Annotated in this window: 22 protein-coding genes; 10 read left to right on the top strand and 12 right to left on the bottom strand. The window is 59.6% G+C overall.

Translation table 11 applies throughout. The features are described 5' to 3' along the window. Nucleotides 1-19: 19 nt before the first annotated feature. Nucleotides 20-688, bottom strand: a complete 669-nt coding sequence (locus tag JZX89_RS05225) for a DUF3426 domain-containing protein (protein ID WP_149899439.1) — start codon at nucleotides 686-688, stop codon at nucleotides 20-22. Nucleotides 689-889: 201 nt separating this feature from the next. Between JZX89_RS05225 and ftsE the strand changes: the two genes are divergently transcribed. From ftsE to JZX89_RS05205, 4 genes are all read left to right on the top strand, one after another. Next, nucleotides 890-1,549, top strand: coding sequence for a cell division ATP-binding protein FtsE (gene ftsE / locus JZX89_RS05220; RefSeq protein ID WP_006310381.1), 660 nt, complete (start codon nucleotides 890-892; stop codon nucleotides 1,547-1,549). After that, nucleotides 1,542-2,549 carry a cell division protein FtsX gene (locus tag JZX89_RS05215; protein ID WP_174373812.1) on the top strand — a complete coding sequence of 336 codons (1,008 nt, stop codon included), beginning with the start codon at nucleotides 1,542-1,544 and terminating at the stop codon, nucleotides 2,547-2,549. The genes ftsE and JZX89_RS05215 overlap by 8 nt, the downstream gene beginning before the upstream one ends. 112 nt (nucleotides 2,550-2,661) lie before the next feature. Then, complete coding sequence (locus tag JZX89_RS05210; protein WP_153514474.1) at nucleotides 2,662-3,393, top strand: YdcF family protein; 732 nt, start codon at nucleotides 2,662-2,664, stop codon at nucleotides 3,391-3,393. 114 nt (nucleotides 3,394-3,507) lie between these two features. Continuing rightward, nucleotides 3,508-4,308 (top strand): lysophospholipid acyltransferase family protein, encoded by an 801-nt coding sequence (locus JZX89_RS05205; protein ID WP_174373814.1) that lies wholly within the window; start codon nucleotides 3,508-3,510, stop codon nucleotides 4,306-4,308. On the opposite strand, the gene JZX89_RS05200 is transcribed toward JZX89_RS05205, so the two are convergent. Further along, nucleotides 4,305-4,832: a gamma-glutamylcyclotransferase gene (locus JZX89_RS05200; protein WP_207133299.1), complete on the bottom strand. Its 528-nt coding sequence runs from the start codon at nucleotides 4,830-4,832 to the stop codon at nucleotides 4,305-4,307. The two genes, JZX89_RS05205 and JZX89_RS05200, sit on opposite strands and share 4 nt — an antisense overlap. A 49-nt stretch (nucleotides 4,833-4,881) precedes the next feature. Between JZX89_RS05200 and JZX89_RS05195 the strand changes: the two genes are divergently transcribed. After that, a complete protein-coding gene (locus JZX89_RS05195) occupies nucleotides 4,882-5,883 on the top strand; it encodes a DUF2125 domain-containing protein (RefSeq protein ID WP_149899444.1) in 1,002 nt (333 codons plus the stop codon). On the opposite strand, the gene JZX89_RS05190 is transcribed toward JZX89_RS05195, so the two are convergent. The 5 genes from JZX89_RS05190 to JZX89_RS05170 all read right to left on the bottom strand — a co-directional run bounded on the left by JZX89_RS05190 (nucleotide 5,880) and on the right by JZX89_RS05170 (nucleotide 10,449). Next, nucleotides 5,880-6,299, bottom strand: coding sequence for a GNAT family N-acetyltransferase (locus tag JZX89_RS05190; protein ID WP_149899731.1), 420 nt, complete (start codon nucleotides 6,297-6,299; stop codon nucleotides 5,880-5,882). The genes JZX89_RS05195 and JZX89_RS05190 overlap by 4 nt on opposite strands. A 9-nt stretch (nucleotides 6,300-6,308) precedes the next feature. Beyond that, nucleotides 6,309-7,238, bottom strand: a complete 930-nt coding sequence (locus tag JZX89_RS05185) for a prephenate/arogenate dehydrogenase family protein (protein ID WP_207133298.1) — start codon at nucleotides 7,236-7,238, stop codon at nucleotides 6,309-6,311. Beyond that, entirely contained in the window at nucleotides 7,238-8,344 is a 1,107-nt protein-coding gene (hisC, locus tag JZX89_RS05180) for a histidinol-phosphate transaminase (RefSeq protein ID WP_207133297.1), read from the bottom strand. Before hisC (JZX89_RS05180) ends, JZX89_RS05185 begins: the two co-directional genes overlap by 1 nt. A gap of 151 nt (nucleotides 8,345-8,495) precedes the next feature. Continuing rightward, entirely contained in the window at nucleotides 8,496-9,602 is a 1,107-nt protein-coding gene (gene hisC, locus JZX89_RS05175) for a histidinol-phosphate transaminase (protein WP_207133296.1), read from the bottom strand. Nucleotides 9,603-9,687: 85 nt separating this feature from the next. Then, the gene (locus JZX89_RS05170; protein ID WP_153514469.1) at nucleotides 9,688-10,449 is read right to left on the bottom strand and encodes a class I SAM-dependent methyltransferase; all 762 of its coding nucleotides are present in this window, start codon (nucleotides 10,447-10,449) and stop codon (nucleotides 9,688-9,690) included. 119 nt (nucleotides 10,450-10,568) lie between these two features. On the opposite strand from JZX89_RS05170, the gene gloB reads away from it, so the two are divergent. Beyond that, a complete protein-coding gene (gloB, locus tag JZX89_RS05165) occupies nucleotides 10,569-11,339 on the top strand; it encodes a hydroxyacylglutathione hydrolase (RefSeq protein ID WP_207133546.1) in 771 nt (256 codons plus the stop codon). Beyond that, on the top strand, nucleotides 11,339-11,779 hold the full coding sequence (locus JZX89_RS05160; RefSeq protein WP_207133295.1) for a cupin domain-containing protein: 441 nt from the start codon (nucleotides 11,339-11,341) through the stop codon (nucleotides 11,777-11,779). The genes gloB and JZX89_RS05160 overlap by 1 nt, the downstream gene beginning before the upstream one ends. 194 nt (nucleotides 11,780-11,973) lie before the next feature. On the opposite strand, the gene JZX89_RS05155 is transcribed toward JZX89_RS05160, so the two are convergent. Further along, nucleotides 11,974-12,747 (bottom strand): DUF3108 domain-containing protein, encoded by a 774-nt coding sequence (locus JZX89_RS05155; RefSeq protein WP_207133294.1) that lies wholly within the window; start codon nucleotides 12,745-12,747, stop codon nucleotides 11,974-11,976. Nucleotides 12,748-12,998: 251 nt separating this feature from the next. Between JZX89_RS05155 and rpmB the strand changes: the two genes are divergently transcribed. The 3 genes from rpmB (at nucleotide 12,999) to JZX89_RS05140 (ending at nucleotide 14,486) form a co-directional block, all read left to right on the top strand. Beyond that, nucleotides 12,999-13,289 carry a 50S ribosomal protein L28 gene (gene rpmB, locus JZX89_RS05150; protein WP_149899450.1) on the top strand — a complete coding sequence of 97 codons (291 nt, stop codon included), beginning with the start codon at nucleotides 12,999-13,001 and terminating at the stop codon, nucleotides 13,287-13,289. Between the two features lie 109 nt (nucleotides 13,290-13,398). Beyond that, nucleotides 13,399-14,037: a queuosine precursor transporter gene (locus JZX89_RS05145; RefSeq protein WP_149899451.1), complete on the top strand. Its 639-nt coding sequence runs from the start codon at nucleotides 13,399-13,401 to the stop codon at nucleotides 14,035-14,037. A gap of 113 nt (nucleotides 14,038-14,150) precedes the next feature. Further along, a complete protein-coding gene (locus JZX89_RS05140; RefSeq protein ID WP_207133293.1) occupies nucleotides 14,151-14,486 on the top strand; it encodes a pentapeptide repeat-containing protein in 336 nt (111 codons plus the stop codon). A gap of 3 nt (nucleotides 14,487-14,489) precedes the next feature. On the opposite strand, the gene JZX89_RS05135 is transcribed toward JZX89_RS05140, so the two are convergent. The 4 genes from JZX89_RS05135 to JZX89_RS05120 form a co-directional block, all read right to left on the bottom strand. After that, entirely contained in the window at nucleotides 14,490-15,515 is a 1,026-nt protein-coding gene (locus tag JZX89_RS05135; protein WP_207133292.1) for an esterase-like activity of phytase family protein, read from the bottom strand. Then, nucleotides 15,505-17,409, bottom strand: coding sequence for a cobaltochelatase subunit CobT (gene cobT / locus JZX89_RS05130; RefSeq protein ID WP_207133291.1), 1,905 nt, complete (start codon nucleotides 17,407-17,409; stop codon nucleotides 15,505-15,507). Before cobT ends, JZX89_RS05135 begins: the two co-directional genes overlap by 11 nt. Before the next feature lie 106 nt (nucleotides 17,410-17,515). Further along, nucleotides 17,516-18,505, bottom strand: coding sequence for a cobaltochelatase subunit CobS (cobS, locus tag JZX89_RS05125; protein ID WP_149899455.1), 990 nt, complete (start codon nucleotides 18,503-18,505; stop codon nucleotides 17,516-17,518). Between the two features lie 68 nt (nucleotides 18,506-18,573). Continuing rightward, nucleotides 18,574-19,206, bottom strand: coding sequence for a J domain-containing protein (locus tag JZX89_RS05120; protein WP_149899456.1), 633 nt, complete (start codon nucleotides 19,204-19,206; stop codon nucleotides 18,574-18,576). Between the last annotated feature and the right edge of the window lie 78 nt (nucleotides 19,207-19,284).

The raw sequence follows: 19,284 nt of genomic DNA, 5'->3' as shown, positions 1-19,284 counted from the left end.
AGATCACGCGTTAGCACAGTCAACGTCCGGACGCACCCGCCTCGACGAAGGAAAGCTTGATCTCTGGCGTTTTTCCACCGGGATGGCGCAATTTTGCAGAAAATCCGTGGCTGAAACCGGGCTGCATCTCCCTCACCGGCGGCTCGATGACCATGCTGGCCACCAGTTGCCCCTTGGCAACGAAGAGATCGGCGCGAAGTGCCGGCACCTCTTCGAGGGCAGTGCCGTTATTTTCCACAATGCCGCTGATAAGCAGGATATCCATGCCGCCCGCCTCCTGCGGTGTAACGGTCACATGGGAAATGGCAAGCGGGTTTGCCGTGGCAACGGCCTGCTTTTCCGGCACGACCACCGACAGGCCACCCGAGCAGACGAAAACAAAAATGGCGAGACCCGCAACCAGCGCCGAATAGGCATCCGCCGACAGGCGCGACAATCTGCGATCCACCCAGCCGATGAAGGCGAGGCCAACCGTACCGATGGTGACGGGTGGTTTTGCCATCTGCCGGCGTGGCGCACCGCGATTGTCGTTTCCGGGCTGACGCGCACGGTTTTCCTTGATGGTGACAAATTCCGCGTCTACCACGTCGTGGCCCGGATTTGCCGTCCGCGTCGTCCGGCGCGCCGGGGTTTCCGGCATCAAGAGGTCGAAATCGAATGCCGCTTGCCGGCGAGATGAACGGAACATAGCCATAGAATTCCTTGGGTGAGGTTTTCCGGCCCGCAAAACTGGGCATTGCAACGAATCCTGCCAAGTTTTAAATTTAATTGGTTAATGCTTCGCAAAAACGCCTCGCGCAGGCCACCGGAACCGGGTTAAACCGTGACATCCGGGCCTTACGCGCCAGCGGTTCGCGAACCACCACAAAACGAAGAGACTGGAAGTCCTTTGATCCATTTCGAAAATGTCGGGTTGCGTTACGGCATGGGACCCGAGATCCTGAGAGACATGACCTTCGACATTCCCAAGGGGTCGTTCCAGTTTCTGACCGGCCCTTCGGGTGCGGGCAAGACCTCGCTGCTGCGCATGCTGTTGATGTCGCTGCAGCCCACCCGCGGCCATATCCGCATGTTCAACCGCGATGTGTCGCGTATTCCACGCAGCGAGTTGCCGATGCTGCGCCGCCGTGTCGGCATCGTCTTTCAGGATTTTCGCCTGCTCGATCATCTGACGACCTATGAGAATGTCGCCCTGCCGCTGCGCGTGCGCGGCAAGGAAGAAAGCGCATACCGCAACGACGTGATCGAGCTTCTGAAATGGGTTGGGCTTGGCGAGCGCATCAACGTGCTGCCGGCCATCCTGTCCGGTGGCGAAAAGCAGCGCGCCGCCATTGCCCGCGCCCTGATGGACCAGCCGGAAATTCTGCTGGCCGACGAGCCGACCGGTAACGTCGATCCGCCCATGGCCAAACGCCTTCTCAACCTCTTCCTTGAACTCAACCGGCTGGGTACGGCTGTCGTCATCGCAACCCATGATTTCGCGCTGATGGACCAGATCGACGCGCGCCGGATGATCCTGACCGAAGGGCGGCTCGACATCTATGAATGAGATCACCCGCAAACAATTGACGCCAGAAGCGGCCCAGCCGAAGCGCCCGCCCATGCGCATCCGCCCCATGGCACCCATCCTGCCGCCGTCGAACATTCAGGGCAACGCGCTGATGGTGGTGATCGCCATCATGGCCTTTCTCGCCTGCCTGACACTTGGCGCCGTCTCCATGGTGCGCGCCACAGCCGCCACCTGGCAGAGCCAGATTTCCCGCGAGATCACCATCCAGATCAAGCCCGAGGACGGGCTGGACATGAATGCGGCACTTACCAAGGCGCGCAATCTGGCGCTCACCTTCGTCGGCACGCGGGATGGCACGATCCTCGACGATGCAGCCACTGCGCGCCTGCTCGAACCATGGCTCGGCAGCGGTCTCGATCTTTCCGAGCTGCCCATACCGCGCCTCGTCGTCATCACCATCGACGAAAATAACCCGCCCGATTTTCAGGCGATGCGGGACATGCTGAAGGCCGAGCTGCCGCAGGCATTTCTGGACGACCACCGCACATGGGTGGACAGGCTGGTCTCCATGGCCAGAACCACGGTCATGATCGGCCTCGGCGTTCTGATCCTCGTTTTCACCGCCATGGTGTTGACGGTGGTGTTTGCGACGCGCGGGGCGCTTTCCGGCAATCGGCATATCGTCGAGGTGCTGCATTTCGTGGGGGCGGAAAGCAGCTTTGTGGCGCGGGAATTCCAGAAACACTTCCTGAAGATCAGCCTTAAAGGGGCAGCGGCGGGCGGCGCTCTAGCCGCAGCGGTTTTCCTTGCTGCCGGTTTCTGGCAATCGAGCACGGTCGCCACGCCGCAGAGCGATCAGGCAAGCGCGCTTTTCGGCTCCTTTTCAGTTGGTCTCGGCGGCTATATCGGCATCGCCACAACGATGATCGTCATCGCGCTTCTCACCACCATCACGGCGCGCGTGACCGTCATCCGAACCATCGACGATATCGACCGCGTCCGCTCCGATCCGTCGAAAAGTGACGGCCTCACATCGTGACCTTACGCCCCAAATCCCGTTGCAAACTGAAACGGTCACAAGCCGGATGTAACCTGCGGACGGTAGACAAAAATGCCTGTTCCTTGCCTTAATCGGCGAGTATTCAGGAGGAATGTTTGTGAGTCGAACAGACCAGGATCAGACGGCGACGCGACCGGCCAGAAAGGGCCTGTTGTCGCGGCGGGGTCCGTTGCGCCGTTTTATTCGCGGTATCATCCTGATTTGCGTCATTCTTTTCGGTATTTTTTTAGGTGGCTTCCTGTGGTTCGCCGATTCCGTCGCCTCCATGCGCCCGCCGGAAGGCACGAAGGGCGATGCCATCATCGTTCTGACCGGCGGCTATCAGCGAATCGAACAGGCGGTCGGCCTGCTACGTGATGGCGTGGGCAAACGTTTGCTGATTTCCGGCGTCAACCCCGCCACCACCCGCACGCAGATCCGCAAGATGACGCAAGGCTCATCCGACATGTTTTCCTGCTGCGTGGATATGGGTTACAAGGCCATGGACACGATCGGCAATGCCAACGAAGCGGCAAGCTGGATACGCGATCACAACTACTCCTCGATCGTCGTCGTCACCAATAATTATCATATGCACCGCAGCCTGCATGAATTGCGCAGCGCCAGCCCGCAGACGCGATTTATCGCCTATCCCGTCATCAGCGCCGATCTCGCCCGCACGAACTGGTTCGTGGAGCCGGATGTGGTCAGAACCATGCTCTACGAATATTTAAAGTTCGTGGCGGCAGCTGGACGCGACCTGACCGGCTTCGGCAAGGGCGATGGCCTGCGCAAGGCCGCCGCCGATCATTCCATGCCGAAGGTGGCGACCGCTTCTCCATGAACGGCAAGAAACGCGCTTGCTGCGGGACCTTGTTTTCGTGTAGGCGTCTGGCATCGGCATCCGGCATCGAGGCCATCAGAGCTTCGGAACGGCTGCGCCCCGGGAAGGTTGTTGATGCTCAAGCTGCGCTCTTTTCTTTTCAATACGCTGTTTTATCTCAACCTGATTGTCCGCATGATCGTGCTGACGCCGATCTATTTCATCCTGCCGCGCAAAATCGCCTTCGAAATTCCCAAGAACTGGGCGCGGTCCAACCATTGGCTGATGAAAAACATCGTCGGCACCACCTTCGAGATCGAAGGGCTGGAGAACATCCCGGAAACCGGCTGCATTTTCGCGCCCAAGCATCAATCCTTCTGGGATACCTATGCACTGCTGCCCAATCTGCCGGACCCCGTCTACATTCTGAAACGGGAATTGATGTGGATTCCGCTGTTCGGCTGGTATGTGATGAAACAGCGGATGATCCCGGTCAACCGCGCCGCACGTGGCAAGGTCATGCTGAAGGTGATGGAGCGGGCGAAAGAGGAAATGGCGGCAGGCCGCGAACTCATCATCTACCCCGAAGGCACACGCCGTCCGCCCGGCGCCGAACCCGAGTACCGTTACGGTATCGCCCGGCTCTACCGTGACCTGCAGGTGCCAGTCATTCCCGTCGCCATGCATCCCGGCCTCTTCTGGCCACGCCGTTCGACCATGCGTTATCCCGGCCATTTCAAGGTGCGTATCCTGCCGGCCATCGAGCCGGGGCTGGACCCCGACGTGTTTTTCAAGCGATTGATCGAGGTGACGGAAAAAGCGAGCGACGAGTTGCTGCTGGAAACCGCGCGCAACAATCCGCACCTGCCGCTGCCGCCAACCGCCATCAAGCGCATCGCCGAACTTCAGGGCACGGAAACGACCTCCGCCGACTAAACCGCAAGTGTGCCGACATTGGCGGCGATGCTTTCCAGCAGAGAGTCACGAATGCCCATATCCTGCAGATGCTGCACGGTATTGAAGACGTAATCGGTGTTGGGACCCGAGCGGCCCGATGCGGCGGCAATGATCGTGGCCGCCTCTGCGACCCCCAGCCCGCCGATATATTGCTCATGCGCGGGATCGGCCACATAAGTCACGGCATTGCCGCGCCGTCCATCGGAAAGAGCGATGGCGACGACACGCTCCTTGTAGACATTCGTTACCAGCTCGCGCTCACGCAGGTAAGCCATCACCGGCTCGTGGTCCTTCGCCTCGACCCGGAAGGCGACACCAAGGCAGGAGCCGCCACGCTCCAGACCCAGCACGAGACCGGGCTTTTCCGTGGTGCCTCTGTAAAAATTGGAACTGATGCAGAGCGAGCGACGATAACCGTGCAACCGCGCCTGCTGCCTTTCCGCGAAGGCAAAGCCGGGGTTCCACATCAACGAACCGTAGCCAAAGACCCAAAAATCGTCCATATCCCAAGCCAAATCTAAATTCCCTGAAGTCTGTTCATCGGAGATCAATATGGCAGCGTCAAGCCAATCCGGCACCGCCAAAAAATTCCTCTGGCTTGCCATCGCCATCCTTGTGGTCATCGGACTTTATACGGCCGGATGGTTTTATGCCGCCGACAGGCTGAAACAGACGGTACTGAACGTCATTTCACCCTCGCAGGCGAGGAATGTCAGCGGCGAATGCGGCGATATCGCCTTCCGCGGTTATCCCTTCCGCATCGGCCTTTTCTGCTCCAAAGTGACCGTGGACGACAGCGGCAACGGCGTTTCAGCGTCTTTCGGCGAACTTCGCTCGGCGGCACAGGTCTATAATCCCGGCCATATTGTCTGGGAACTCGATTCGCCGGCGGAAATCCGCTCCGCCCATGGCCTGACCGTTTCAGCCTCCTGGCAGAACATGCAGTCGAGCATCGTCACCAAGCTGAAGGGCATCGACCGCACCTCACTGGTGATCGACGGTCTCAAGGCGCAGGCGGTTTCCTCCGTCACCGGCCAGACGATTGATTTCGATGCCGTCAAGACGGAAATGCACCTGCGCCAGAACGGCGCCGATCTTGATGGCGCAATCACGCTGACCGACTCGGCAACCGTCATCAAGGATTGGCCGCAGGTTCTTCCCCGCCTCGATGCCATCATCGATGTGACGCTCGCGGGTAAGGCGGGCATGGTGGACGGCAGCGACACGTCAGGCCTTTATGGCACAAGCGGCGAGCTTCGCCGGCTGTTGGCCGATATTGGCGACGGCCGCACCATGCGCATCAGCGGCCCTTTCTCCTTCGACAATGAAGGCTATCTATCCGGTCAGTTCAAGCTGGAGATCGAAAAGCTCGGCGCATGGTCGGACAATGCCAAGCAGGCGTTTCCACAGCTGCAATCCACCATCGATACGGCCCGCAAACTGCTCGGCGCGCTCGCCGGCGGCGGAGACAGGGCATCGGTCGATCTCGTGGTGGACCGCGGCCGCGCCACCGTCAGCGGCTTCATCCCGCTGGGCAAGATACCGCCGATTTAACAGAGAGGTTTTGTGAAAAATACCTCAGCGGCATCCTGAATCTCCGCAAAGTTCAGGATGCCCGCTTCTTGATATCCATTGCGACGATGCCACCTCTGTGGTTCCTCTTCATCCTGCTGGCTCGAGGTCATCACCAGAGATGCCCCTTGCTCACGCATTTGAGTTTCCCAAAAACCCGTAAGCGCTGCGCCGACTCCATGCCGGCGAAATTCAGGAATGACGCGGATCATGTCCATATAGGGAATCTTTCCCCAGAACATTGAGAAGCGCAGAAAGCCGACTAAAACCAAATCTTTTTTTGCGACGAGATATTCGCGGTGTCCAACGCACCGCCGCAACCAAGCCTCATCAATCCATTTGTCTTCACGCAGGAGCCAATCGATATCGCCATCCATCGCTGCCGATATCGATATCATGCCAGCCACCTATTTCTTCTGGTCCAGCGCATGACGCCCGAAGTCGGGCGTATCAACGTCCTGACCAGCCTCAATGATGGAGCGGCGGATGGAGCGTGTGCGGGAGAACAACTCAAACAACTTGTCGCCCTCGCCCCAGCGGATCGCTCTTTGCAGCGACGCAAGGTCCTCGGAAAACCGCGCCAGCATTTCGAGAATGGCATCCTTGTTGTGCAGGCAGACGTCACGCCACATGGTCGGATCGGAGGCGGCGAGACGGGTAAAGTCGCGGAAGCCGGAGGCGGAATATTTGATGACTTCCGATTCGGTCACCGTCTCCAGATCGTCCGCCGTGCCGACGATATTGTAAGCGATGATATGCGGCAGATGCGAGACGATCGCCAGAACCTTGTCGTGATGTTCGGCATCCATTTCATCGACTCGCGAGCCTAGCGCCCGCCAGAAATCCTTCAGCTTTTCCAGCACCTCGTCGTCCGTGCCCGGCAGCGGCGTGAAGATGCACCAGCGCTCACGGAACAGACCAGCGAAACCGGCATCCGGGCCGGATTTTTCCGTGCCTGCCAGCGGATGGCCGGGAATGAAATGCACATTTTCAGGCATATGCGGCGCCATCTGGGCGATAACCGAGGCCTTGGTGGAGCCGACATCGGTGACGATGGCGCCCGGTTTCAGATGCGGCGCAATCTGCTGCGCCACGCTCTCCGACGCGCCGACCGGCACCGAAACAATGACGAGATCGGCATCCTTCACCGCTTCCGCCGCCGAGACGGAATAGTCCGTGCCAAGCGCCAGTTCCTCCGCCCGTTTCAGCGTGTCTTCGCTGCGGGTGGAAATCGTCACATTGCGGGCAAGCCCCAGTTCCCTGACATCGCGGGCAATCGACGAGCCGATCAGGCCGATGCCGATCAGCGCGATGCGTTCAAACATGATCTCGCCCATCACGCCTGCCCCATGAACTCGGTAAGTGCGGCGATAACGCCGAGATTGGCTTCTTCCGAGCCGACGGTCATTCGCAGCGCATTCGGGAAACCGTAACCACGCACTGCACGCAGGATGTAACCGCGTCGGCTCAGGAACTCATCCGCATCCGTTGCCCGCCTGCCATCCTGATCGGGGAAATGGATCAGGACGAAATTGGCAACAGACGGCGTGATTTCGAGGCCGAGACCGGTGAAGGCGGTCGTGAGCTTGTCCATCCACAGCGCATTATGCGCCACGGCCTGTTCGACAAAGCCCTGATCGCGGATTGCAGCGGCACCGGCAGCGATGGCCGGCGCGCTCATGTTGAACGGGCCGCGAACGCGGTTCAACGCATCGATGACGGCGGCCGGACCATACATCCAGCCGACGCGCAGCGCGGCCAGACCATAGACCTTGGAGAAGGTGCGGGTCATCACCACGTTGCGGTTGCCGGATACCAGCTCAAGCCCCGCTTCGTAATCATTCCTGCGCACATATTCGGCGTAAGCCGCATCCAGCACCAGCACGACATGTTTCGGCAGACCGGCCTGCAGGCGGCGGATTTCCGCAACCGGCACATAGGTGCCGGTGGGATTACCGGGATTGGCGATGAAAACCATCTTCGTCCTCGGCGTGACGGCGGCAAGCACGGCGTCCACATCCACCGCGCAATCCTTTTCCTTCACCGTCACCGGCGTCGCGCCCGCACCCATGATCTGGATCTTGTAGACGAGGAAACCGTGCTCGGTGATGATCGCCTCATCCCCCGCACCCAGATAGACATGGCAAAGCAGGCCCAGAAGCTCATCCGAGCCATTGCCGCACATGATGTTCGCGATGTTGAGGCCGTGCACGTCGGCAATCGCCTGACGCAACGCTATCGCCTGACCGTCGGGATAGATTTCCAGATGGCTGGCGGCCGCACCGAAAGCTTCGATCGCCTTCGGGCTCGGACCGAGCGGTGTTTCGTTGGAGGAGAGCTTATAAACCTTCGCAACGCCGTCCACATGTTCCTTACCCGGAACATAAGCGGCGATATCCAGAATACCTGGACGCGGAACAGGTTGGTTAAGCTCTGCACTCATTTGATCGACCTTTGGAAAAACGCCGGAGAACCCGGCAAAAGCAATGCCGGAGGCATTAGACCGGAATGGCAGTTTTGTCGAGTGTCAGCGCGGCTTTCCCTGTGTTGCGGCGGCACGAGTCAGTGCGATACGCTCGAACGTGGTCTGTGCATCAGGCTTGCCCCATGAACTCGGTGAGGGCCGCGATGACGCCGAGATTGGCCTCCTCCGAGCCGACGGTCATTCTGAGCGCATTGGGGAAAGCGTAACTGCGCACCGCGCGCAGAATATAACCGCGGCGGCTTAAAAACGCATCCGCATCCCCTGCGCGCCGGCCCTCGCGATCAGGGAAATGGATTAGCAGGAAATTGGCGACGGACGGCGTGACGGTAAGGCCGAGCGCAGTGAACGCATGGGTCAGCTTATCGCGCCAGAGCAGATTGTGCTCGATGGTCGTTTCCACAAAAGCCTGATCGCGGATAGCCGCTGCTCCCGCCGCAATGGCCGGCGCGCTCATGTTGAACGGGCCGCGAACGCGGTTCAGTGCATCAACGACACCCGCAGGGCCGTACATCCAGCCGATGCGCAGTGCCGCAAGACCATAGGCTTTGGAAAGCGTGCGTGTCATCACCACGTTGCGGTTGCCGGATACCAACTCGAGGCCGGTTTCGTAGTCGTTGCGGCGTACATATTCGGCATAGGCAGCATCGATCACCAGAAGAACACGCTCCGGCAGGCTCGCCTGCAGGCGGCGGGTTTCCGCAACCGGAAGATACGTGCCAGTGGGGTTGCCGGGATTGGCGACGAACACCATCTTCGTCTTCTGCGTCACCGCTGATAAAATGGCGTCTACATCGATGATGCAATCCTTTTCCTTCACCGTGACCGGTGTCGCTCCCGCTGCGATGATCTGGATTTTGTAGAGAAGAAAGGCGTGCTCGGTCACGATCGCCTCGTCGCCCGCGCCAAGATAGGCCCTGCAAAGCAGTTCCAGCAACTCGCCGGAACCGTTACCGCAGATAATATTGGCGAGGTTGAGACCATGGACCTCCGCGATTGCGGAGCGCAGCGCGGCGGCCTGGCCATCCGGATAGATTTCCAGATGGCTGGCAGCTGTGCCGAAAGCCTCTATCGCCCTTGGGCTCGGACCGAACGGCGTTTCGTTGGCGGAAAGCTTATAAATTTTCGCAACATCATCCACATGTTCCTTACCGGGAACATAAGCGACAATGTCGAGAATACCCGGACGCGGAACGGGTTGGTTAAGCTCTGCGCTCATTTTTATCGACCTTTGAAAAGACGTCGGAGAACCCGGCAAAAAGCAATGCCAAAGGCCTAGAATGGAATGGCCGCTTTGTCGAGGGTCAGCGCGGCTTTCCCGGTTTTGCAGCAGTGCGGGTGGTGGGTACCCCCTGCGGCGCGAGAACCGGCACAAAAACCCGGCGCGAGGCGCGCTGGGTGACTGGCAATCCCTGATAGAGACGCTTCTGGGCTTCAACCACGATGACGCCGGAAAACAGCGGCCAGAGCCTGCGGCCGGTGAGTTCGAGGTAACGGCGGAATTTCAGCACGGGCCGGCTGGTAGTGGGCGGAAAGAACAGTGCTTCGGCCGAAGCCCCCGGCGTGAAATTGGTTTCCCGCAGAAGCGCCGTCAGTTGTCCGCGTGAGTAGGGCCGCCCGGAACCGAAAGGCGTGTGCTCCATGCGCGCCCAGACCCCGCGCCGGTTCGGCACCACGATGACCAGACGGCCACCCGGCGCCAGCACCCGCCACAGTTCCTTCAAACTCTCGCGTGGATTTTCGGCAAATTCCAGCGCATGCACCATCAGGACCCGGTCTATCGACGAATCGGGCAGCGGCAATTCCTCGTCAAACACCAGCGCGGTGGAGGAAAGTTCGCCAGCCGGCCAGTTCACCGCCCCCTGCCCCGCCGGCATGAAGGCGAAAGTGCGCTCCGTATCGTGGCGGAACCGCTCCAGAAACGGCACGGCATAACCGAGGCCGACCAGCCGTTCCTCCGGCAAGGGCGGCCATAGCGTCGAAAGCGCCATGGTAATCGCCTGCTCGGCGGAGCGGCCAAGCGGAGAATGATAGAATTCGCGCAGATCGACGATATCGGTATTCATGGGCGAGAATGTAGCATCAGGCGGTTGGACTTCAAGGCGTCTGCCCCTACATTGGAAGTCAGTTGGGAAAGTCAGGCGGGCGAATGCGCCGGTTTTGGCCGGCAAATGGAGAGGATATGATGAAACCTTTGGAAATAGATGTCTTTCTTTGCCGCAGCGACAATTTCGGGGTTCTTCTGCATGATCCTGAAAGTGGGGCAACCGCTGCCATCGATGCGCCGGAGGAAGGGCCGATCCTGCATGCTCTCGATGGCCACGGCTGGAAACTCACCCATATCTTCACAACCCACCACCACCAGGATCACGTGGAAGCCAATCTGGCGCTGAAGGACAAATTCCGCTGCGAAGTGCACGGGCCCTACGATGAGGCGATTGCGATACCAGGCCTTGATCGCTCGCAGGCCGATGGCGACGAGTTCGAATTCGCCGGACGCCGTGTTCAGGTCATCGCCACACCCGGCCACACGGCGGGCCACATCTGTTATTATTTGCCGGATGATGGTTTGCTATTTGCCGCCGATACGCTGTTCGCCATGGGCTGCGGCCGCCTGTTCGAGCGCCCCGCGGCGGATATGTGGCACTCCTTCCAGAAACTGATGGCCCTGCCGGATGAGACGCGCGTCTATTTCGGCCACGAATATACGCTTTCGAATGCCCGTTTTGCGCTGACCGTTGATCCCGACAATGCAGTGCTGAGCGAACGCGCGGCGCGTGTCGAGACGGCGCGGAAGGCCAATGAGTTCACCATTCCCACCACCATCGGGCTCGAAAAGCAGACCAATCCCTATATGCGGGTGACGGACGCCGGCATTCGCAGACATCTTGGCCTTGAAGGGGCCGCCGATGCCGACGTCTTTGCGGAAATTCGCACGCGCAAGGACAATTTCTGATGGGCGCCGATCTGTCTGCGGAAGCGATCATTCGCGAATTGGGGCTGGAACCGCATCCCGAAGGCGGTTTTTACCACCAGATTTTTCGCGACAGGGCAGGCGGCGAGCGTGGCCACTCGACGGCGATTTATTATCTGCTGGAAAAGGGTGTGCGTTCGCACTGGCATCGGGTCACCGACGCGGTGGAGGTCTGGCATTATTACGCCGGCGCGCCGATCGCGCTGCATCTTTCGGACGACGGCCGGGAAGTGCAGACCTTCACGCTCGGCCCTGACATTCTTGAAGGCGAGCGCCCGCAGGTGATCGTGCCGGCCAATTGCTGGCAATCGGCGGAAAGCCTCGGTGATTTTACTCTGGTCGGCTGCACCGTGTCGCCGGGCTTTGCTTTTTCGAGCTTCGTTATGGCTGAACCCGGCTGGTCGCCGGGTGATGCGCCATAGACGCCAGAACAATGCCGGTGGAGTGAACCTATGCCACTTGTTTCTTCGCCCCGAGGGGGAGAAGTCCGCGGCTGCGGGATGAGGGGGCAAGCTTCACGGTATACGGAGAGGGTTCCCCCTCATCCGACCCTTCGGGCCACCTTCTCCCCGGCGGGGAGAAGAAACGCGCGGCAACGCCGTGCTATCAATCCCGGTCAGCCCCCGTATTTCGTCGCGGTAATATAGACCTGGCCCACCCGCGTTGGAATGATGGCGTAGACCGGCGCATAAACATCCATATTGTTCGACTTGGCGAACCAGATCTCCATCGAGATGGATTTCAGATATTCGATATCCTTGCGTCCCTGCCGGTAGCCTGACTTCGGCACGTAACGCGCCTTGCAGACGATGGCATCGCCACTGAAGCCGTTGGTCTTGAAGGGCTTGGTGCCGCTGGGGCTCAAAACGAGATCGAGCCGCGATTCGCCATCATAGATCGGCAGACGCGTCGGGCAGATGCGGCCGCCGGCGGGAATGATGAGGCCGGAAATCGGATCGAGAACCGAGCGCAGGTCACGGTCCTTTACGCCCACCCAGTTGTCCGGCCGGGCCTTCTGTTCCGGTTTCACCGTCGTCGAGGTGACATTGCCGTTGCGGTAGACGACGTCATAGGTCCGTACCCGCTTGCCGTCCTTGTAGACCAGCGAATATTCGTTCGCCTGCAGCCTATGGCCGCGCTTGGCGCCGGAAACCGTCGTCTTGCCGGAAATATCCTTGAGAATACTGGCAAGGCCGGCGGCGCTGAAGGAACCGGAGATCGAATAATTCGGTCCGTCCATGCGAGTCGAAAAACTTGCCCGCGCAATCGGCAGAATGCCGAGATTGATGCTGTATTCGCTTGTATGGCGTGCTTCGGCGGCGAGCGAGGGGGAAACGCCCGCAAACGCCATGGTCGCGGCCATGAAAATGCTTTTTCCTCTGGCAATCATTTCGATATCACCTTAAAAGAGGCGCGGAAGCGGCCTTATCAGGCGATGATATACGCTGACTTGTGGCAATAAAAAAGCGGACGACGGTTGAAAACGCCGGAATTTCCTTTCATTTGATCGCGAGCGGCTTGACTGTTAAGTCTCGTCTGACTATAGAACCGCAACTTTCCAATCAAGGCCAGTTGGATTGCCTCTCCGGTTTTGCCGGTGGCGAGCCAGTGGCGAAACAGACGAACGAAATAGGTGTACCCATGTCCCGTGTATGCGAATTGACCGGCAAGGGCGTCCAGACGGGCAACAACGTCAGCCACGCCAACAACAGGACCAAGCGCCGGTTCCTTCCGAACCTCTGCCAGGTCACGTTGATCTCCGATGCTCTCGGCCAGCGCTTCCGCCTGCGTGTTTCCGCAGCTGCTCTGCGTTCCGTTGAACACCGTGGCGGCCTCGATGCTTTCCTTCTGAAGTCCGGCGAAAATGATCTGAGCATGCGCGCTCGTCTCCTGCGCCGCCAGATCGCCAAGAAGACGGCTGAAGCTGCTTAATAGCGGTTTCGACATCATCGATATTCAGAAGGCTTGAATGGCTTTTGCCGCTCAGGCCTTTTGTCTGTCTAAATTCGCTCCAACTGGTGGCATCACCCAGGATAAAAAAATGCTGACCCTGCGCTATACGCTGATCTACGTTCTACTGATGACACTGGTGGTCGTCGCTTCCAATATTCTGGTGCAATACCCGCTTTCCGGATCGCTGTTCGGCGTCAATCTGGGCGATCTGTTGACCTGGGGCGCCTTTACCTATCCGGTCGCCTTCCTCGTCACCGACCTGACAAACCGCCAGTTCGGCCCCTCGGTCGCGCGGCGCGTCGTGCTCGCGGGCTTTGTCGTTGGGGTAACGCTGTCCTTCTGGACTTCCATTCCGCGTATCGCTGTCGCTTCCGGCACCGCCTATCTCATCGGCCAGCTGCTCGATATTTCGGTCTTCAACCGCCTGCGCCGCCAGCGCTGGTGGCATGCGCCGCTTGCCGGCTCGATGCTGGGTTCGGTACTGGATACGGCACTGTTCTTCTCCATCGCCTTTGCCGCGAGTTTCGCCTTTGTCGGCCCCAATGATGCCTTCGCCATCGAAAACGCACCCATACTCGGCGTGCTTACCCTTGAAGCGCCGCGTTGGATTTCCTGGGCATTGGGCGATCTTTCGGTGAAAATCCTTGTCGGCCTGGTCATGCTTCTGCCTTACGGCGCGCTGATGAACACGCTGAAGCCGATGCCGGGCACAGTCAAATCGGGCTGACATTATCCGCCAGCCGCATTTGAAGCTGTGCAGGCGTGGATCAAATCACGCTTGCAAACCGGCGGACCGCGTTGCAGTCTGCCGTCCGTGGTGCAGCACGGAGGCGGATCGGCATGCAGATCAAGGATGTTATCGACATTGTGGATGCGACGAGCGCGACGCTTTCGGGCTCAAGCTTTGATGACGTCAATCTGTCGGGAACGGTCTTCAACAATGTCAATCTGGCAGGCACACGCTTCAACGACATCAACTTTTCCGGTGCGTCGTTTGCGGATAGCAACATGTCCGGCTGGTCGATCGATGACGTCAATTTTACCGGACTGAAGCTGAGCAACACAAATCTGTCCGGCGCGCAGATAACGGCATGCCGAATGACAGGCATGAAGATCGACGGCATTCCGGTCGAGGATCTCCTCGCTGCCTACAAGGCGGCACAGGAGAAGGCCTGATATTCACTCCACCAGCTTGAATTCCAGCATCAGATTGCGCTGGAGAAACGAGTGGTTGTCATCAGACACGATGATGAGGCGCGTCGAGCCATCCGGCCCCTTCACCACATCCATGCCTTCCATATTGTCGATCTGGTAGGCCATGCCCGCTTCCATGAGGATTTCACCATCCACCACGGCCCCTGGCCGGATATCGGCTCCACGGATGCGGCGGATGCGCATGCCGACACCTTCGGCGAAATTAAAGCGCCGCTCAAGAAGCAGCAGATCGCCGTTCGGCAGGAAAGCGCCATCAGTCACATCGAATGACGGATGATGGGTGACCGCGAATGTGCCCTTCAGCGGGCCTTCCAGGATGGCCGCGAGAAGATTGCCGTCCGCATCGATACTTTTTTCAGCGACGACGACCAGAGCGCCGGCGAGCGGCGAATCGGCTGGCGATACCGCCAAGGCCTCCATGCCGCCGTTGTGGCGCAGTTCATTATTGGGAATGAGATGTGGCAGGCGACTGAGCGGCTTGGACGTCGCAAAGCCCGGATCCGGATAGATATCGATCCTGTGCCGCTGCTCGTAGCTGACGAACACCTTGCCGTCGCGCAGCGCCAGCCCTTCCGCATCCATTTCCATCTTGCGCGGCGGCTCGCGGCCACTCATGTCCAGCATGGGGGTGATGCGGGCATCGGCAAGCCCGGACAGCGCGCCAGCCGCACCACGCGTGATCCTGCCCGTCAGCCAGTGGCCGGTATCCAGCACCGCGATAAATTCCTCACCATCGGGACGGAAGCGGATGGAGGATATCGCCCCGAACAGCTTTTCCGGGGCGCTCATCACCATGCCGCCGATAAATTCCAGCTTGCCGAAACGTTTTGCGCTGGTGCCGACCTCAAAACCCGACAGCAGACGAACGCTCACCGGTACATCGACGGTCGAGGCGCCGATGGGAATGGGAAACAGAGAAGCCGCCGCAAGAACCGTAGCGACCGCCAGAGACCTGCAGGAAAAGGACACCCGGCCCCGCTTATCCGGCACGGCGGACCCTGTGGGACGAACCGGAAGCACTGCTCGTATCCTCGAAGAGAGCAGCGAGCTGCTCGGTCATCGCGCCGGCAAGCTCATCCGCATCAACGATGGTCACGGCGCGGCGGTAATAACGGGTCACGTCATGGCCGATGCCGATTGCCAGCAGTTCTACCGGCGAGCGCGTCTCGATCTGTTCGATGACCGCACGCAGATGCCGTTCCAGATAGTTGCCCGGATTAACTGACAGGGTCGAATCATCCACCGGCGCACCGTCGGAGATCATCATCATAATCTTGCGTTGCTCGGGGCGGCCGATCAGGCGGTTATGCGCCCACATCAGCGCTTCGCCGTCGATGTTTTCCTTGAGCAGGCCTTCGCGCATCATCAGGCCGAGATTGCGCCGTGAGCGCCGCCATGGGGCATCCGCAGACTTGTAGATGATATGGCGCAAATCGTTGAGGCGGCCCGGCGAGGCGGGCTTGCCATTGGCGAGCCATTGCTCGCGCGATTGTCCGCCCTTCCACGCCTTGGTGGTGAAGCCGAGAATTTCGACCTTCACGCCCGACCGTTCCAGCGTGCGCGCCAGAATATCGGCGCAGGTGGCTGCAACCGTGATCGGACGGCCGCGCATCGAACCGGAATTGTCGATGACCAGCGAAACCACCGTGTCGCGGAACTTGGTGTCACGTTCCTTCTTGAAGGAGAGCGGCTGCATGGGATCGATGATGAGCCTGACCAGACGGGCCGGATCGAGATAACCCTCTTCCAGATCGAAATCCCAGGAGCGGTTCTGCTGCGCCATCAGGCGGCGCTGCAGCCGGTTCGCCAGACGCCCGACGGCACCCTGCAGATGGGCGAGCTGCTTGTCGAGGAAGGCGCGCAGGCGGTCCAGCTCGGCATCGTCGCACAGTTCTTCGGCGCGGATTTCCTCGTCGAATTCCTCGGTAAAGATGCGGTAGTCGACCTTCTCGTTAAAATCGTCGAAGGGGCTATTGGGGCGACGCGTCTCACCGGGCGTTTCGGAATCCTCGTCGAGGTCGTCGGACATTTCCTCGTCCGACATCTCGGCGCCGTCCATCTCGCCTTCTTCCATTTCCTCCTGCGAGGCCTCGTTTTCATCGGCAGGCGTCGCATCGGAGCCGGCCTCTTCCTCGACCTGCTCTTCCTCGGTCTCGTTGGTGCGCGGCTGATCCTCGTTGGATTCCGCCTCCTGGCTTTCCGGGTCGTTATCCTCGTCGCCGAAATCCTCCGCCATCTGCATGGAGGTCAGCATCTTGCGCACCAGCCGCGAAAACGCCTTCTGGTCGGTAATGACGCGGGAAAGATCGTTGAGGTCGCCTGCCGCCTTGTCCTCGATGAAGTCGCGCCAGAGATCGAGAACCTTGCCGGCGCTCGCCGGCGGCTTTTCGCCGGTCAGTTTCTCACGCACCAGAAGCGCGACCGCCTCCGCGAGCGGTGCGTCATCCTTATTGTTGATGCCGGAGAAATTGGCCTTGGCGTATTTTTCCGTATTCATCGCCTGAATGTTGGACGCCATGCCCGGCATGCGCAGCGCGCCGATGGATTCCACCCGCGCCTGTTCGACGGCATCGAAAACCAGCTGCGCTTCGGCGCCCTGCGGCGACATCAGCGCATGCGTATCCGCATCATGGCAGGCAAGCCGCAGCGCCATGGAATCACCGAGACCACGCGTGATGGCGATCTCCTGCGCCGTGGGTTTCTTGGAAATTTCCGGCAGGCGCATGCGCTCACCGGCAAGGCCCGGCCGCTCATTGGCGAAGACGACCTCGACCTCAGCATCACCGGCAACGGATCGCACGCACCCGGCAATCGCCTGACGCAACGGCTCCGTATCAACAGCCGTACCCGGTTTTGCTCTGGAATTGTCGCCGCGCGCTGCCATTGTCTTTCCTGTCATTTGTAGACACGTGGGAGCCGCCCATCAAAGGATGCGCGGCCCGCCGGCGTCTTCAAGTCATCGGTGATTTCTCCGGACGAACCGGGGAATATCAGGCGCTGAGAACGATGTTCGCAGCGCTTTCCTTCAGCTCGACGCCGAAAGCCCGCTGATATTGCTCGGCCACCAGCGTGCGCTCCAGCTCGTCGCACTTGTTGAGGAAGGTCACGCGGAAGGCAAAGGCGAGATCGCCGAAGATTTCCGCATTTTCCGCCCAGGTAATGACGGTACGCGGGCTCATGACCGTGGACAAGTCGCCATTGACGAAGGCCGAACGGGTGAGATCCGCCACCCGCACCATCTTGGAGACGTTTTCGCGGCCCTTCGGATTATCGAAGCTCTTCACCTTGGCGGCAACGATGTTCACTTCCTGCTCATGCGGCAGGTAGTTCAGCGTGGTAACGATGGACCAGCGGTCCATCTGCGCCTGGTTGATCTGCTGCGTGCCGTGGTAAAGGCCGGTCGTATCACCGAGGCCGACCGTGTTGGCGGTCGCGAAAATACGGAAGGCCGGGTGAGGACGGATGACGCGGCTCTGGTCGAGCAGGGTCAGGCGGCCGGAGGATTCCAGTACGCGCTGGATAACGAACATCACATCCGGGCGGCCGGCATCATATTCGTCGAAGACCAGCGCGACATTGTGCTGGTAGGCCCAGGGCAGAATGCCGTCCTTGAATTCGGTAACCTGCTTGCCGTCCTTCAGGACGATGGCGTCCTTGCCGACGAGATCGATACGGCTGACATGGCTGTCGAGGTTGACGCGCACACAGGGCCAGTTGAGGCGGGCAGCCACCTGCTCGATATGGGTAGATTTACCCGTGCCGTGGAAACCGGAAACCATGACACGTCGGTTGTGAGCAAAACCGGCTAGGATCGCGAGGGTCGTATCGCGGTCGAAAAGATAGTCGGGATCGAGGTCAGGCACATAGGCGTCGCCCTGGGAATAGGCGGGAACCCGCAGATCCGTATCAATGCCGAAAACCTCCCGCACGGACACTGTCGTGTCGGGCAGGTTGGAAATATCAAGGTCGATTTTGCTCATCACGTCTCCAAGGCGGGCGGCAGCCACCCGGCCACATCATCAATCAGGCGGTAAACACGTAAGTTGGCTTAGCAGAAACCTGACTGCTTTAACAATTGATATGCTTGAACAACAGCCCGAAAACGTTCTTCCGAACCGCGATCGCCACCATTAGCATCAGGATGGTGCTTTTTGACAAGCTCCTTATAGCGCCTTTTTATGTCTTCCTGCTTCGCATTGGCCGCAAGACCGAGCGTATCGAAAGCTTTCGCCTCCAGCGTCTTCAGCTTGCGGTCCTTTTGCAGGCGCTCTCCGCCAGCCTTTGCGCCGCCGGCAAAACCGCCGGTGAAGCCGAAAGGATCACGGATACGGGCATTGCCGGCCGCGCCGGATCGCAGCGTGGAGTGAAGGGGGCTGTCGCGCGCCGTCTTGTTGACGCCGACCGTCCAGGTCGGGCGATGGCCGGTGATCGCCTCCTTCTGGTAACGGGCGATCTCGCCGTCTGACAGGCCGGAGAAATAATTATAGCCCTTGTTGTATTCCTTCACATGCTCAAAACAGAACAGGAAGAATTGCCCCTCGGCATTGCGGCCGACGGGTGCGCGGTGAACGCCCGGTTTATCGCATCCATCCCACTGGCAGGTGGGAGCCTGAACCTCAGGTTCCCGCTCCCTTTTCCGGCGCGTGCGGATGCGGTCGAAATATTTCGAATCCAGTTTCATGATGTCCTGATTATGGAGTGCTAAAAGCCGCACAACAAGAATTGACAAAGCGGAATGTTGCTGGCTTTTAGGTAACCC

Origin of the sequence: Agrobacterium burrii (genome assembly GCF_017313405.1) — a bacterium.
Taxonomy (GTDB): Bacteria; Pseudomonadota; Alphaproteobacteria; order Rhizobiales; family Rhizobiaceae; genus Agrobacterium; species Agrobacterium burrii.
This window is presented reverse-complemented; position numbering and strand designations above follow the sequence as displayed.

Excerpts from the sequence above, each read along its gene's own strand:
- JZX89_RS05145 (WP_149899451.1), top strand. The coding sequence starts at position 13,399 with ATGCTGACCCTGCGCTATACGCTGATCTACGTTCTACTGATGACACTG.
- JZX89_RS05170 (WP_153514469.1), bottom strand. The coding sequence starts at position 10,449 with ATGAATACCGATATCGTCGATCTGCGCGAATTCTATCATTCTCCGCTT.
- JZX89_RS05200 (WP_207133299.1), bottom strand. The coding sequence starts at position 4,832 with ATGGACGATTTTTGGGTCTTTGGCTACGGTTCGTTGATGTGGAACCCC.
- JZX89_RS05195 (WP_149899444.1), top strand. The coding sequence starts at position 4,882 with ATGGCAGCGTCAAGCCAATCCGGCACCGCCAAAAAATTCCTCTGGCTT.
- JZX89_RS05225 (WP_149899439.1), bottom strand. The coding sequence starts at position 688 with ATGTTCCGTTCATCTCGCCGGCAAGCGGCATTCGATTTCGACCTCTTG.
- JZX89_RS05155 (WP_207133294.1), bottom strand. The coding sequence starts at position 12,747 with ATGATTGCCAGAGGAAAAAGCATTTTCATGGCCGCGACCATGGCGTTT.
- hisC (WP_207133296.1), bottom strand. The coding sequence starts at position 9,602 with ATGAGCGCAGAGCTTAACCAACCCGTTCCGCGTCCGGGTATTCTCGAC.
- JZX89_RS05185 (WP_207133298.1), bottom strand. The coding sequence starts at position 7,238 with ATGGGCGAGATCATGTTTGAACGCATCGCGCTGATCGGCATCGGCCTG.
- rpmB (WP_149899450.1), top strand. The coding sequence starts at position 12,999 with ATGTCCCGTGTATGCGAATTGACCGGCAAGGGCGTCCAGACGGGCAAC.
- cobT (WP_207133291.1), bottom strand. The coding sequence starts at position 17,409 with ATGGCAGCGCGCGGCGACAATTCCAGAGCAAAACCGGGTACGGCTGTT.
- hisC (WP_207133297.1), bottom strand. The coding sequence starts at position 8,344 with ATGAGTGCAGAGCTTAACCAACCTGTTCCGCGTCCAGGTATTCTGGAT.
- JZX89_RS05210 (WP_153514474.1), top strand. The coding sequence starts at position 2,662 with ATGTTTGTGAGTCGAACAGACCAGGATCAGACGGCGACGCGACCGGCC.
- gloB (WP_207133546.1), top strand. The coding sequence starts at position 10,569 with ATGAAACCTTTGGAAATAGATGTCTTTCTTTGCCGCAGCGACAATTTC.
- JZX89_RS05215 (WP_174373812.1), top strand. The coding sequence starts at position 1,542 with ATGAATGAGATCACCCGCAAACAATTGACGCCAGAAGCGGCCCAGCCG.
- JZX89_RS05120 (WP_149899456.1), bottom strand. The coding sequence starts at position 19,206 with ATGAAACTGGATTCGAAATATTTCGACCGCATCCGCACGCGCCGGAAA.
- JZX89_RS05190 (WP_149899731.1), bottom strand. The coding sequence starts at position 6,299 with ATGATATCGATATCGGCAGCGATGGATGGCGATATCGATTGGCTCCTG.
- JZX89_RS05160 (WP_207133295.1), top strand. The coding sequence starts at position 11,339 with ATGGGCGCCGATCTGTCTGCGGAAGCGATCATTCGCGAATTGGGGCTG.
- JZX89_RS05205 (WP_174373814.1), top strand. The coding sequence starts at position 3,508 with ATGCTCAAGCTGCGCTCTTTTCTTTTCAATACGCTGTTTTATCTCAAC.
- JZX89_RS05140 (WP_207133293.1), top strand. The coding sequence starts at position 14,151 with ATGCAGATCAAGGATGTTATCGACATTGTGGATGCGACGAGCGCGACG.
- cobS (WP_149899455.1), bottom strand. The coding sequence starts at position 18,505 with ATGAGCAAAATCGACCTTGATATTTCCAACCTGCCCGACACGACAGTG.